The organism is Deltaproteobacteria bacterium, from assembly GCA_029860075.1.
In the GTDB taxonomy this organism is placed as follows: domain Bacteria; phylum Desulfobacterota; class JADFVX01; order JADFVX01; family JADFVX01; genus JAOUBX01.
In genome coordinates this window covers 18118-32499 of record JAOUBX010000028.1, presented here as the reverse complement: position 1 = coordinate 32499, position 14382 = coordinate 18118, and the positions used below count along the sequence as shown (strand labels likewise).

The 14382-nt window shown below is 45.0% G+C and carries 14 protein-coding genes; 8 read left to right on the top strand and 6 right to left on the bottom strand.

Annotation, left to right across the window (positions count from 1 at the left end; all coding sequences use genetic code 11):
* Window positions 1-8: 8 nt before the first annotated feature.
* The 6 genes from cdaA (at window position 9) to OEV42_10210 (ending at window position 5536) form a co-directional block, all read left to right on the top strand.
* Window positions 9-797, top strand: a complete 789-nt coding sequence (cdaA, locus tag OEV42_10235) for a diadenylate cyclase CdaA (protein MDH3974642.1) — start codon at window positions 9-11, stop codon at window positions 795-797.
* Window positions 784-1728 carry a CdaR family protein gene (locus OEV42_10230; GenBank protein MDH3974641.1) on the top strand — a complete coding sequence of 315 codons (945 nt, stop codon included), beginning with the start codon at window positions 784-786 and terminating at the stop codon, window positions 1726-1728. The genes cdaA and OEV42_10230 overlap by 14 nt, the downstream gene beginning before the upstream one ends.
* Before the next feature lie 24 nt (window positions 1729-1752).
* A complete protein-coding gene (gene glmM, locus OEV42_10225; protein ID MDH3974640.1) occupies window positions 1753-3105 on the top strand; it encodes a phosphoglucosamine mutase in 1353 nt (450 codons plus the stop codon).
* A gap of 28 nt (window positions 3106-3133) precedes the next feature.
* On the top strand, window positions 3134-3859 hold the full coding sequence (locus OEV42_10220) for a pyridoxine 5'-phosphate synthase (GenBank protein MDH3974639.1): 726 nt from the start codon (window positions 3134-3136) through the stop codon (window positions 3857-3859).
* Window positions 3840-4256, top strand: a complete 417-nt coding sequence (gene acpS / locus OEV42_10215) for a holo-ACP synthase (protein ID MDH3974638.1) — start codon at window positions 3840-3842, stop codon at window positions 4254-4256. Before OEV42_10220 ends, acpS begins: the two co-directional genes overlap by 20 nt.
* A 119-nt stretch (window positions 4257-4375) precedes the next feature.
* On the top strand, window positions 4376-5536 hold the full coding sequence (locus OEV42_10210) for a diguanylate cyclase (GenBank protein ID MDH3974637.1): 1161 nt from the start codon (window positions 4376-4378) through the stop codon (window positions 5534-5536).
* A 128-nt stretch (window positions 5537-5664) separates the two neighbouring features.
* On the opposite strand, the gene OEV42_10205 is transcribed toward OEV42_10210, so the two are convergent.
* The 6 genes from OEV42_10205 to OEV42_10180 all read right to left on the bottom strand — a co-directional run bounded on the left by OEV42_10205 (window position 5665) and on the right by OEV42_10180 (window position 12654).
* The gene (locus tag OEV42_10205) at window positions 5665-6507 is read right to left on the bottom strand and encodes a hypothetical protein (GenBank protein ID MDH3974636.1); all 843 of its coding nucleotides are present in this window, start codon (window positions 6505-6507) and stop codon (window positions 5665-5667) included.
* A 1038-nt stretch (window positions 6508-7545) separates the two neighbouring features.
* On the bottom strand, window positions 7546-8664 hold the full coding sequence (locus tag OEV42_10200; protein MDH3974635.1) for a hypothetical protein: 1119 nt from the start codon (window positions 8662-8664) through the stop codon (window positions 7546-7548).
* Window positions 8665-9176: 512 nt separating this feature from the next.
* Entirely contained in the window at window positions 9177-9440 is a 264-nt protein-coding gene (locus tag OEV42_10195; GenBank protein MDH3974634.1) for a hypothetical protein, read from the bottom strand.
* Between the two features lie 84 nt (window positions 9441-9524).
* Window positions 9525-10958: an RtcB family protein gene (locus OEV42_10190; GenBank protein MDH3974633.1), complete on the bottom strand. Its 1434-nt coding sequence runs from the start codon at window positions 10956-10958 to the stop codon at window positions 9525-9527.
* Between the two features lie 80 nt (window positions 10959-11038).
* A complete protein-coding gene (locus OEV42_10185) occupies window positions 11039-11452 on the bottom strand; it encodes an archease (protein MDH3974632.1) in 414 nt (137 codons plus the stop codon).
* A 62-nt stretch (window positions 11453-11514) separates the two neighbouring features.
* Window positions 11515-12654 carry an aminotransferase class V-fold PLP-dependent enzyme gene (locus OEV42_10180; GenBank protein MDH3974631.1) on the bottom strand — a complete coding sequence of 380 codons (1140 nt, stop codon included), beginning with the start codon at window positions 12652-12654 and terminating at the stop codon, window positions 11515-11517.
* A 167-nt stretch (window positions 12655-12821) separates the two neighbouring features.
* Here OEV42_10180 and OEV42_10175 point away from each other — a divergent pair, with 167 nt between their 5' ends.
* Both OEV42_10175 and OEV42_10170 read left to right on the top strand, forming a co-directional pair.
* On the top strand, window positions 12822-13478 hold the full coding sequence (locus tag OEV42_10175; GenBank protein ID MDH3974630.1) for a hypothetical protein: 657 nt from the start codon (window positions 12822-12824) through the stop codon (window positions 13476-13478).
* 377 nt (window positions 13479-13855) lie between these two features.
* Complete coding sequence (locus OEV42_10170) at window positions 13856-14347, top strand: CarD family transcriptional regulator (protein MDH3974629.1); 492 nt, start codon at window positions 13856-13858, stop codon at window positions 14345-14347.
* The last annotated feature ends 35 nt before the right edge of the window (window positions 14348-14382 follow it).

Genomic DNA, 14382 nt, shown 5'->3' with positions numbered 1-14382 from the left:
AGAAGGTCTTGCCCGAACTGCTGAAGGAATTTTCATGGTGGAGGGACACACTGGACATACTTGTTGTCGCCTTCATTATTTACAGGGTACTTCTTCTTATACAGGGGACAAGAGCTGTGCAGATGCTGAAAGGTTTTTCAGTTATCTTTCTTGTCTACTTTATTTCACAAAAAGCAGAGCTTCTGATCCTTCACTGGATCCTGACTAATTTTCTCAGTTCCATAATCCTCGTTATTATCGTCATATTCCAGCATGACATCCGGAGGGCGCTAACCCGCGTAGGAACGGTTCCCTTTTTTACCTATTCTGAAACCGTTGATGAATCGAGGGTTATTGATGAAATCATGAAGGCGGCAGTTTCGCTTGCAAACAAAAAAATAGGCGCCCTTATCGTTCTGGAAAGGGAAATCGGCCTCAAGGATTATGTCGATATTGGGGTAAAGCTCGATGCAGCCGTCAATAAAGAGGTTTTGCACAGCATATTTCTGCCCAACTCTCCCATACATGACGGCGCCATTATCATTCAGGATGGACGCATCACCGCAGCAGGCGCCCTCTTGCCCCTGACGGCAAACCCTGTTTTTGACAAATCGCTGGGAACAAGGCATAAAGCAGCCATGGGACTTACGGAGGAGACAGATGCCGTTGTCATCGTCGTTTCAGAAGAGCGGGGAAGGACCTCCATCGTAGAGGGAGGCATCATCACGCAAGACCTCGATACGAACATATTGAAAGAAAACCTCTTACGGCATTTTAGAAAAAAGGGTCACAAAGGATTGGCAAGTGGCGAAAAATAATCTTACGGCAAGCATAGGAAGGGTCTTTACGGAAAACCTTCACCTCAAGATACTTTCTTTACTTATCGCTATTTTTCTATGGGCCATCGTATCTGGTGAAAGAAACGCAGAGTGGTCATACCTTCTGCCCCTTGAAAAACTCAATCAACCGGAAGCGCTTATTATAACCAACAACATTCCCAATTTTCTTGATGTGCGGCTCCAGGGTCCCCACAGCTTTATAAAGAACCTCAATCCTAAAAACATGGCCATCAATCTTGATCTTGGCGAGCTTAAAGTGGGGAGTAATATCTATCCCCTCACAGCGGACCTCGTTAATACACCAAGGGGGGCAACGATAACGAGGATAAACCCTTCCTACATTACCATTGAGGCGGAAAAACTTATGCGCAAAAAGGTAAATATCAAGGCTGATATTAAGGGAACCCCTGCTAAAGATTTTTTTATCGAAACCATTGAACTTATTCCCTCAGTGATGGAAATAATAGGCGCAGAAAGTGAAGCAAAGGAGGTAGGTTCTCTTAAAACGATACCTGTCCAGGTAGAAGGTATCAAAAGCGATATTCAGTTTGACGCAGCGGTCGATACACGGGGGAGAAAAATAATCCTCACCAGTAATGATCCTGTAAGGGTCAATATTTCCATAAAAGAAGTTATGTCAAAGCTTGAAATAAAAGGCGTTATGCCCGAAATCATCAATGCGAGCTACAAAACAACGCTAAAACCCGGGAAGGTAAACATTCGTATTGAAGGTCCCAAGAGTCTTGTTGCCAAGCTCGGTGAATCAGGCGTGAGGGCAAACGTGAATGTGTCCGGCCTGCGGCCGGGAGTTCACAAGAAAGAGGTTGAACTTATTTTACCTGAGGGAGTAAGGCTTCTTCAGGTTTACCCAAAAACAATAAAAATAAAAATTTCTAAAATCAAACTGTAGAAGGGCATATTCGGGAGGAGTAAATTGAGAAAGTTATTCGGCACTGACGGCGTGCGGGGGGTTGCAAACGTTGAACCCATGACATCGGAAACAGCATTAAAGCTCGGACGAGCCGCAGCGCATATCTTTAAAAACAGTAAGGGCCGCCACAGGATTGTCATCGGTAAAGACACCAGAATATCAGGATATATGATAGAAACGGCCCTGGCTTCGGGGATATGCTCCATGGGAGCAGACGTTCTGCTCGTCGGCCCTCTGCCGACACCGGGCATATCTTTTATAACATCGAGCATGAGGGCAGATGCAGGGGTAGTCATTTCCGCTTCCCATAATCCATACCAGGATAACGGCATCAAGTTTTTCAGCAGGGATGGCTTTAAACTCCCCGACAGCTTGGAAAAAAAGATGGAGGAGCTTATCATTTGTGAGGAACTTCACAAACTGAGACCAACAGCCGATGAAGTGGGTAAAGCCTACAGAGTTGAAGATTCCATCGGCCGCTATATTGTTTTTCTAAAAAACACATTCCCTAAAGAACTGGACCTGACAGGCCTCAAAATAGTCCTCGATTGTGCAAATGGTGCAGGCTACAGGGTAGCGCCGGCGGTTCTTCAGGAACTCGGTGCAGAGGTTATCGCTCTGGGTGTGACTCCTGACGGGAAAAATATCAATGAAGGTTGCGGTTCGCTTCATACAGGGGAAATGTGTGCTAAAGTCAGGGAAACAGGTGCTCACCTGGGCATATCGCTTGACGGCGATGCCGACAGGGTCATTATGTGTGATGAGAATGGAAAGGAAGTTGACGGTGATACGATTATGGGAATATGCGCCGTCAACCTGAAGAAGAAGGGCGCCCTTAATAAGAACACCCTCGTTACTACCATAATGAGCAATATCGGCCTTGATATTGCCATGAATGAGGCCGGTGTGAACCTGGTAAAGACTGACGTTGGGGACAGGTATGTCGTAGCCGAGATGCGTAAGGCCGGCTACAACGTGGGAGGAGAGCAATCGGGCCATATTGTCTTTCTCGATCATAATACAACCGGTGACGGAACCCTTGCGGCCCTGCAACTTTTAAGTGTGCTCAAAAGAGAAGAAAAACCGCTTTCAGAACTGTCGAAAATCGTCACAAAATATCCTCAAACGCTGGTTAATGTGAGAGTAAAGGAAAAAAAATCGCAGGAAGAAATACCCCGCTTCTCAGAGGCTGCATCAGAAATTAAATCAAAGCTTGCAGGTAAAGGAAGGATCCTCATCCGGTATTCGGGAACGGAACCGATCATGAGAATTATGATTGAAGGGGAGGATGAATGCGGCATTCGTCAAATGGCCGACTCTCTTGCCGCTATCGTCAAGGAAGAGATCGGCGCATAAATTTAACAAGATAAAAGCGGAGGGTTTTTTGGCAAAATTAGGCGTTAATATCGATCATGTGGCAACAGTCAGGCAAGCAAGAGGAACTATCGAACCGGAACCCGTACTGGCAGCTTCCATTGCAGAGCTTGCCGGGGCCGACGGCATTACTATTCATCTAAGAGAGGACAGAAGACATATCCAGGATAGAGACCTTGGCATTCTAAGAAAGACGGTGCGGACGAAACTTAACCTGGAGATGGCCGCAACCGATGAAATGGTCGCAATCGCCCTGGAGGTCAGACCTGATACGGTAACGCTTGTACCGGAAAAAAGGCAGGAACTGACGACCGAGGGAGGGCTTGAAGTGAAAAAGGCGGGACCGCAACTAGCCCAATCGATCGGGAAGTTGCGTGATGGAGGCATCCTTGTCTCCCTTTTTGTAGATCCTCTGCCGGATCAAATCGAGGCGGCCTGCAAGACAGGCGCAGAGTATATTGAAATCCATACGGGGAGTTATGCTGAAGCAAAAAGCGGGCAGGAGACAGAGGACCGGTTTGAGGCTATCCTTAAGGGAGTAAAAGCAGCAAATAAGCTCGGTCTGGGTATTAACGCCGGTCACGGCCTTGATTACTGGAATATAAAAAGGCTTCTCGCCATAAAAGAGATAGAAGAATATAATATCGGCCATTCCATCATTTCAAGGGCCCTCATTACAGGCCTTGAAAAAGCGGTAAAAGATATGGTTAATTTAATTGAACAAGGCAACAAATAAGCGTGCCATGATATTGGGAACAGGAATAGATATCGTTGAAATTGCCCGGATAAAGCGCGCTTATGATCGATGGGGAATTCGTTTTGCAGAAAGAGTGCTTACTGCCCCGGAAAGAGAAGCAATGCTTGCAAGAAAGGATGAAGCAACCTATCTGGCATCGAGATTTGCTGCAAAGGAGGCCTTTTTGAAAGCATTGGGAACAGGCTATGCTCATGGAATAAGCTGGCATGACATGGAAGTCCGTCGAAAAAAAGGAGAGAGACCGCATCTGACAATAGGGGGCAGAGCGCATGACTTAATGAAAGAGATGAATGCTGAAACCGTTCACCTCTCTTTGAGCCATGAAAAAAAATTCGCCATTGCCCAGGTTATTCTTGAAAAGCAATCCTTTACGTGAAATGTCCTCCTGAAAAGAAAATACGCATACCTTTAATATTTATTTTTATCTCTTCTAAATAATTGTTATTATATTAAGAGAGCTTCCTTTAAAATTTATCCGCCGCAAGGGGCCGGCATATGAGAGCAATTCGTGAAAAAGTATTGAAATTTCTTTCAGAGTTTGCTGACGAGGATGATAAGCTCATAGATTCTTTGAAAAACCTTGTTGATGATTGCGGAATCGATGCCTACTCTGTAATAATCCATGTATTAACCCATCTTGATTTAGATCCTGAAGAAGCCCGTCATAGCTGGAAAAATATCCTCTCTCACCGTGAAAGCCTTATTAAATCACTTGGCAGAAGCGTTAACCTGAGAACAGCCATTTGCGACTATTTCTGCTCTGTCAGCAAAACAATGAAGAGCCCCATTGTTGTTGAAATCAAGGTTTTTGAAGACAAGCTTAAATCCATTAAATACGACAGCCTTACCGGTCTCTTTAGCAGGGGGTCCTTCGACGAAACCCTCGCCCAGGAAGCGGCCCGCGCAGAGCGCTATGAAACGGATTTGTCTCTATTATTTTACGACCTCGATAATTTCAAACAAATCAATGATACTTATGGGCACTTTGCAGGTGACATGGCCCTGAAAAAGGTTGCGGAAATCATCCTGAAAGAAATCCGCGCTGCTGATTTTGCCGCCAGGTATGGAGGTGAAGAAATTGTGGTGCTCCTTCCAAAAACGGGGAAGGTAAATGCCCTTATGCTTGGAGACAGAATCCGAAAAAGAATTGAAGAGACGAAACTCAGACACAACGGCAAATCATTTAATCTCACCATAAGCGGTGGTCTTGCCTCTTACCCTATTGACGCAATAAACCTCATTGAGTTAATCCAGTTTGCCGATAAGGCATTGTATCGCGCAAAAAACTCCGGTAAAAACAAAATCGTACTCCATTCACCTGATAAACGCCGCTATGTGAGATTGCATTTTAGTACGGAATTTGTGGTACAAAAGATAGGTTTTGAGGGGCATATCGGCACTGTAGCTGTTAATTGCAAGGATATAAGCAGGGCAGGTATTCTCATCGAAAGCAAAGAGCCTTTCGAGATCGGCACAAAGCTTCAGATACAGATCCCTCTTAAAAAAGGGGATGAAAACATATTAATTTTGGGAACAGTTGTCAGGATCGAAGCTTTTGGTGATGAGCAGTACGATATCGGTGTCTCTTTTATAGAAATGAAGGAAGAACTCGATCATTTTATTTCAACCCGTCTGGAAGGGCTGACAACGACATAAACCGGCAACCACCGGATGTGAAGCTTTCCAAAGCCTATGGTCTTTTCCCTGATTATCATTCAGGTCCGCATCAACCTGCCTTTTCATAATTCTCCGGCTGTTTATGGCAATTTACGTTAAATCGAACTTCAGCCAAAGTTAACAATAAGTCCTCCACAAAGACAAAGACCGGATGCAATGCCCTTTCTTCGCAAGTTTGTATTTTCCTTCAAAAATATGATCCCAAAAATAAATACTATTAACAAATCAAGCTGACATATGGCAATAACACCGCCTAATGTGCCCAACTTTAGCGCTGTAATGAGGGCCAATGAAGAAACTATTTTTAAAATGGGAACTAAAATTAACATCCCTTTGCTTTTGACGACCTCCTTCGGAACGCCTGATGCTTTTTGGGGATAGAGAGCAAAAAACATAAGGCCCGAAAAAAAGAATCCCATAAAAGAAATATCCGACACTTCGGCTTGTGAACTCAGCATTTTTTCATTAGCTATTGCAGCCGTATTGGCAAGAACAGCGAGGATTTTCAGTATGGAGCCTTTTTTAACCAAACGGCAATTAAGGTCACAGCTGCTTAAAGAAGCAATAATTATAAGCAAAATCCCGATAAAATCTGAGGAGCTTAGGCTTTCATTGAAAATAATGATGCCGCATAGAGTAAGAACAATGAATTTAAATTTACCGATAATAGCTGACGTATTGAGATCCAGGCATTCTGATGATTTCAGGTTAGCCCAACCGGCAATCCCCCAAAAAAATCCTCCAATGGCGAAAAATAAAATGGTGTAAAGCGAAAAGGAGGAAAACTCGGGAAGTCCGAAGATGGCGGCAAGAAAAAGGCAGGCAAAGAAATCATTAAATATAATAAGCGCATAAACATCTCCCCGATCTCTCATAATAGCTCTTTGAATGGTGCCGCTCGTTACGGCGCAGAGCGTACTTAAAAGAGCAAAAAGAATCGGATAAGACATTACCGGTCTCCTTCCTTATATTTGACAAGCTAAAACAAAATCCATCACATAATCCTTACTAATTCTCAGAATAAATACTTATTTCACAAAATTATGAAATTATTGAAAATATACGTTCTTTATTCATTAATCCCGGAGCATGGGACATGCCACTTTTGTTATACATCCATCAAGCCTGTCTTTTACCGGGAAACATATGGTCCTATCTATTTGTTATAAAAGGACATTAACGAGCTGATAAGGCATGAAAAGATAAACAGCAATTGACATAAGAAACAATAGCCCTAAAAAAGCAATTCCGAAAACAATGAAAAAAATTCATTGCACTACGCTATTAGGCGCAACAATAGATCACGTTATTTCTACTTCAAAGGATATAAAGAAACAAGAAGCCTCAGCTGTACAGGAAGCTTGTTAACAACCGCATCCAGCAGGGACATAATGAAATCAGTCTTTTTTGTTTTGATAAGAAGTAAAAGAACCTTAATCTCACCCCAACTAAACAAGGCTGCGAAAAAAACCTTTAAAACTTAATAAAGTAAAAATATTCAAAAAAAATGCAAAATAAGACAATTCAAGCTAAATAATCTTTCTTTTGTGGACAGAGGAGAGTACTAAAGAAGCATCTTGCAGTTGAACTATATAGAAAATGAGATTCCCTTTATCACCAACCATATTAACTGCCGACTATAGTCCTGTGGCTAAGCATTGATCACTTAAACACTATAAATAACTATAGCAAGAAAATTAACTTTCACAAGGAAGAGGCAAAAAAAAATGGAAAATAACAATATCTGTCGTATAAAAAGCAATATACGTCGCGTCGGGACAGAAAAAAACGAAAAAGAATTGACAAGACAGACCGGCAATATCCCTTAATAAACTTAACGGGGCAAGCGCTGCCATTTCAAAAAAAGGCATTTTAAATTTTACGCTGAAGAAGGTTTTATGAATAGGCGCTGTTACGGTAGAAAGGAAATTTTATAGTAGCATTACAAAGCAAAAATGCTTTGTATTATTAAGGCAGGGGGTAGGATTTCAATGATTATAGGTCACTATGATCTGCAATCCGTCACCTCTAAACTTTCCCGCATTTTCTTGTGGGCCTGAAAAAGCAAGGGCATTTATTCGCCAATCGTCATAGGTTCGCTGCCATCCTAAAAAACTTTGACTTTTATAATTGAACCAGTCATAGGTAATGATTGTATTTACGCTATCCAGTATGTTAACGGCGTAATCAGCGGAAAAGGCCGAGATTGAATTGACGCCGGCCGTCTCGTCCCAGTCAGGCCCGGCAGCCATGAGGAAGTGCTCTCCCAACAAATGTATGCCTGTACCAAAGGTGTAGTCTGCCCCGACAGTTAAGAACTCGGACCAGAGACTTACCCCCCCATCAACCGCTGTTCTTCCTGCAACCGACTCGAACCATAAACCAACACCTATATCCCTGAAGCCGTCACAAGCAATACGGTCTTCCCTGGCGCTTTCCCTTGCGGGCCCCCTGTCGGTAAGCCACACTTTTTTCTCTATTTTTCTGTGATGGTAAGAAAAAGCCAGCTCTCCCTTTTCTACAGGGAACTGATAACGCCCTCCATACTCAGGCGTCTCTTCATCGGTTTCAATGTCTTCGAGACCTTTAACTTCATCGTTCCCATAGAGCCCCCACAACCAGATATTGGAATTGTCCACAAAATAGCGCCGCATTAGGACCCCCTTTACACCTTCGGTGAGACCGAAAGGGTCACGGGGGTCAATCCTGTCAAACCACATGAGTGAACGAAGAATCCTGGCCGGTCCGAAATTAATCTTCTGAAGCCCTCCTCTTGCCTCGAACTGTTTTGTCGACCAGCGTCCCCAGAGCCGGTAGAACTCAACGTCCGAAGTATCGTCATTGACAACAAGCCTGTCTGTGGGCGCTTCAAAACCGGCATTGACAGAGGCCATGAAGTCGAGCTTGCTATTATGAAAAAGTGACGGCGAAAGTGTCACTTCCGGGATGTAACGCATACCGAGGAGATAATCGTCGGGCACATTATCTCTCCAGGTAAGCCAGCCCGAAAGTTCACCTCTTATCTCAAAGGATTGAGCGGTACCGGCATAAGGGAGAGAAAGCATGACCGTTATGATAAATAGAAAAATCTTCATTTTTTCATTCAATGAAATCCCCTTGGACAGGTTAAGGGAACCCTTTAACCCGGAAAGGGCAGCCGGACATGAATTTATAGTGTTCTCTGTCGGTTTTCCGGTGTTTTCAAATAACCTCAGTTCACCCATAGCTTAAGCGGGCATTTTTAAAAAGTGTTGAGGAATCATGAGCTTGTGCCGGAAACCATGATCCAACTGCTGTTTTTAGGTTTAAAGCAAAAAAAGACCGTTAAAACTATTATGGCAGAGTATAAGGGCAAATCAAGGAAGCTTGTCCCCGCAGGCAAAGAAGCCTTAAAAAGGAAAGCCCGGCTTAGCCGGGCAGTTAAGATTATAATAGACAGGTATACAATAAAAACAGGCCAGGAGTCTGTCTGACTCAGGAAATTGTAGCGAAAAAAAGCCCTTTTGAGTCCGTTTTTTTGATTAAATGAGGCGAATATTGAACATATTTAATGAATTTAACCGGATAATCCGGCCAGGAGGCTTTTTCACGGTAGATTTGCCCTAAGTTCGACAGGCTCCTAGTCTGACAAACCGCCCTTAACAATATTTACAAGGGCATCACAACAGCCATGCACCTCCATAGAGAGGTCGTCAAAATTCGGTCCGTAGCAGACAAACCTGGGTGCTTCATCATGATGGGGACAACGAAGGCCTCCCACCTTGCCCGATACGGATTCAACGATTTTTTCGATCTTTGTTTTCATCTCCGGATCAGTGACTTCTCTGGGGTCCACCTCTTTTCCGTCAATTTCAAATGCAAATGCCACTTCGAGCTTGCTCATTTAATTCTCCTGACTTATCTTTGGTGTCCACATTAAACTACATCAGGCCTATTTTATCAAGCCTCTTGGGACATAAGAAGCCTTTCAACCCTTTATGAGGCCAAGAGGCCTTAACCTGACCACTTTTTTTGCAATACCTGCATTTTCTACAACATCGATAACATCCGATATATCTTTATAGGCCTCAGGCATCTCTTCTGCCAGCGTGCTTCTGCCGTGGGCCCTGACAATAATTCCCTTGTCTTCCATCTCCCGGTAAATAGCCCGCCCCTTCGCTTTCTTTACGGCGGCATGCCGGCTCAAGAGCCTCCCTGCGCCATGACAGCAGCTGCCGAAGGTTTCTTCCATGGCTCTCTCAGTTCCTGCCATAACATAGGAGCTTCTCCCCATATCACCGGGAATCAGGATGGGCTGACCGACACTCCTGTAAGCGTGCGGCACTTCGTCATGGCCCGCCGGGAAGGCACGCGTAGCGCCCTTCCTGTGAACACAGAGTGTACGCTTTACACCATCGACGAGATGCTCTTCCTTTTTTGCAATATTGTGGGCAACGTCGTAGACAAGTCTCATCTGCAGGTCTCTTGGAGCCATACCGAGATAGCCTTCAAAAACTTCTCTTGAAAGATGCATGAGCGCCTGACGGTTGGCCCAGGCATAGTTTGCAGCACAGGCCATTGCCGAAAAATACGCCTCCCCCTCAGAGGAATTGAGATAGGCACAGGCAAGCTGCCTGTCGGGAAGGTCGAGAGAGAGGCTTTTTACATGGCGTGTCAGTTTGTAGAGAAAATCATCACAAACCTGGTAGCCGAACCCTCTCGAACCGGAATGGATAAGGACGGTAACCTGCCCTTCATGCAGGCCGAAGGCCGTTGCCATGGAGGAATCGAAAACCCTGTCGACAAGGCCCACTTCGAGAAAGTGGTTGCCCGATCCCAAAGTTCCCAACTGGTCCCTCCCTCTTTCATAGGCCCTTTCACTCACTGCCGAGGGATCAGCCCCGGCAAGCATGCCGCCCTCTTCAGTATGCTCTATATCCTCAGCGGCGCCAAGACCGTTTTTTACGGCCCATTTCGCTCCTTCGAGACAGACCTTTTTTTCATCTGCCACTGAAAGCCTGATCTTTCCCCTCGATCCAACACCCGTCGGTATCTGGTTGAAAAGGGCATCGACAAGACCGCCCATGTGCCCTTTCACATCATTGACCTGCAAGGCTGTGGAAACGAGCCTGCAACCGCAGTTTATGTCATAACCGACACCGCCGGGAGAGATAATACCCTCCTCCGCATCGAAGGCTGCCACGCCGCCGATGGGAAAACCATAGCCCCAGTGCATGTCAGGCATGGCGAGAGAGTATTTTACAATGCCCGGCAGATGGGCCACGTTTGCCACCTGTTTTGGTGATTGATCGAGACTGATATGACGGAGCATCTTTTCACTGCTGTAAATCATGCCCGGCACCCGCATTCCACCGGTACGGGGGATAAGCCACCGGTAATCATCGAGCTTTTCCAGCCTTATCTCCTGCCCCCCGCCGGGGGAACTCTTTTGTCTATTCCCGGAAGTCCTCTCGGAAACAAAGGACCCCTTTTTTTTCTTCTTCATAAATCAAATACCACCCTGGCCATCCACTGGCCATCCTTTTCTTCGATCGCTACATCATGGTAGGTAACAGCCTTGATTTCTTTCTTTATGACATGCCTTTTTTCATCAAAAAACTCCCCCTTTGCATAGCCCTCAATGGAGGTCGCTTCCATACGGGTGATAACAAATTTTTTTAGGAGCATCCCCTTCACCTGATGAAAATAAAGAAGCTCCCTAAGCCAGTTGACGAGGAGGTCCTCTCCATCGATGCCTTCGGCGCTCACGCTGACCTTCTCTACGGCCTTTACCTTTTCAAGATCGGTGATAACATCAAAAAGCCCCGTGGCAGCAGATAAAAAGAGTTCTTCCCCGCTGCCACCGAAAAATTCCATGCCCAGGTCGGCCGTGTGGTCAAATAAATTGTAGCGCATTATTTATAAATTTAGCAGAATAGAGAGGCAAGAACAAAAAAGAGCGAAGATATTATGCCCGATTAACCTTTAAACTGGTCGATAAGGGCAAAAACCCTTTTAATCTCTTCTTCACTGTTGTAAAAGTGAGGTGAAAACCTGATGCCTCCACCTCTCGGCGCGGCAAAGACATCATTTCTACCGAGGTATTCAAAGAGGCCGGCATCTTTTTCACTGCTGCCGGCGCTGAAAATGAGTATGCCCGATTTTTCACTGCACCCTCTCGGGCTTAAAATTTTATACGCCCTTTCTTCAAGGCCTTCTGCCAGGCGATCGGTAAGGAACAATATCCTTTTACCGATTTCCTTCACTCCCATGCCAAGAAGCAACTCCAGGGAGGCGCCGAGGGCGTATGTACCTAGCAGGTTCGGGCTCCCTTCCTCATACTTCCTGGCGTCTTTTCTGATTTTATCAAAATGATAAGGGAGATAATTGGATGGATCATCAACACTATGCCACCCGACAAAGTGAGGATGCAGATTATCGATGACCCTTTGGGAGACATAAAAGATTCCGATTCCTTCGGGAGCAAGGAGCCACTTATGACCGTCCGCCGCAAGGAAATCGATATTGCAGGCCTTAACGTCAATCTCAAAAATGCCGAGTCCCTGAATGGCATCGACACAAAAGTAGATATCATGCTTTTTGCATAGTTGACCGAGCGCCTCGATGTCATTCATAAATCCTGTGGCAAACTCAACCCAACTTGCCGATATCAGCCTCGTTCTTTCATCGATAAGCGCCTCAAAATCCTCCGGGTACAAACGCCTGTCTCTCTCTTTTACAATACGGACCTCGACGCCGCGATCTTTAAGATTAAACCAGGGATAGGCATTGGCCGGAAACTCCCCTTCCGGGATAATCACATTGTCTCCGTCTCTCCACTTGAGTCCCTGGGCAACCATGGAGATACCGGTGGAAGTATTTTTCACAAGGGCAATCTCGGAAGGCCTGCCGCCAAGGAGTTTTGCAGCAAGGGATCTCGTATTTTCCTGATACTTTATCCAGTCCATATAATTTAGACAGCCATTGCTTGTGTAATCGCTCAAAAATTCCCTCACCTTTTCCGAAGTCGACAGGGGGAGCGGCGCTACGGCGGCATGATTAAAGTAGATGAGTTTATCTGTAACGGGAAAGTTTTCTCTTATCTTTTCAATATCCATTTTTACCTGCCTGCTCTTTTAATTTATGGAGAAAAAACTTTAACATGTCAGTCTGAAAAAAACAAATTCAAATCCTTTTTATAAGTTCATTTATCCAGTTTCAACTTGTTAATAGCCTTTAAGATAGTGTAAAGTATAACATTACAAATTATCAGGAGGAAAAACAAATGAGCATGTTTCTCGGGCCGATTCATCAGTGGCTCTACAACAAAATCCAGATTGGAGCCGGAAGGGCGACAGCAATTGAGGAAGCATTTAAAACAGTATTCAGCGCAGAGGCAGAGCAAATTATTGCGGAAGTCGATGATAAATACCCTGCTTTTCCTATCGGCATCGACCTGGAGGACATTATTGGTGATGCGCCGATCCACGGTTTTCTCTCCGGCCTTATAAGAATGGTTGAAAGCAGGGAAGGGGCTCTTATAGGCGCTTTTGCAGGCAAATTTGGTGAAAAAGCCAAAGCGACTGCCATCGCTGCCTCTGAGGATTACGGAAAAAGAACAGGCGAAGGGGCCAGGGATGCTATTGCAGCCGGCAATAAGGAATCCCTGTTCAAGGCGCTCTATGATCGTCAGCTGGACGGCATGCCCTGTGATCAGGGAGCCAGCCCCACCTTTCAAGAGGGGAAGATCACCATAAGACAAAGCGACTGCCTGCACAGCGTTAACTGGCAGGAAGCAGGGGCGCCTCTTGATGTTATGTGTCAGGTAACAGGCGCCTGGATTAAAGGTTTCCTCAAAGGTGCTGCACCTTCCATGAATTTCAATATGGAGGCATCGATCATCGCCGGCGCCGGTGAATGCCAATACGTTATAAACAATTAAAGGAACCTCTAGTATTACCTCTTAGAAGCCCCCTTTTAGCGGGGCTTTCCATCTCATCAACAAGCCCGCAAAAATAAACCATTTGACAGAAGGGGCTTAATCTCATAGAATGTGGATGCGTTTAAGAATCCCATCTCTGAGAAACCTGAACATAAGCCCTTGTCTGAATAGGCAGGGGATAAATAATTCCCATCTGAAGAAATAAATAATGACAGTCGGAAGCTTTTGAGAGCATTGACCGTTAAGGGAGTAAGCAAACTCAACCTGAGGAATGATGCAACGACAGGGGGTTGCTATTTCCGGCACCAGGAGATCGTCTTTTGACTTGATTAATAATAGTTGATATACTTTTATAATGAATTATTTTGGAGGGAGGCATGCTGAAAACATTTAACACAGGGGATATAGCAGTTTATCCGGCTCACGGCGTGGGGGTAATTGAAAATGTAGAAAAAAAGAACATCCTGGGAAAAGAGCAATCATTCCTGATTATGAGGATCTTTGACAATGATATGACCATCATGGTGCCCACAGAGAATATTGGCAAGGTAGGCATCAGGGAACTGATTAACAAAGACCAGATCACCCAGGTCTTCGACATTCTCAGGGAAAAGAGCCCCCAACTGGATGGAAAAACCTGGAACAAGCGCTTCAGGGAATATTCAGAAAAGATCAAGGTAGGCCAGCCAAACGACATTGCAGAAGTAATGAGAGACCTGATGAACCTGAAAAATGAAAAGGGCCTTTCATTCGGCGAAAGAAAGATGCTGGACAATGTAAAGCATCTCCTTTCCCAGGAAATAGCACTGGCCACCAATGACCAGGTTGATACCGTTTTAAATAACATAACAAAGGTCTTCGACAACTAACTCAGATAATCATATCTTTAATCTAAAGCCCGGGA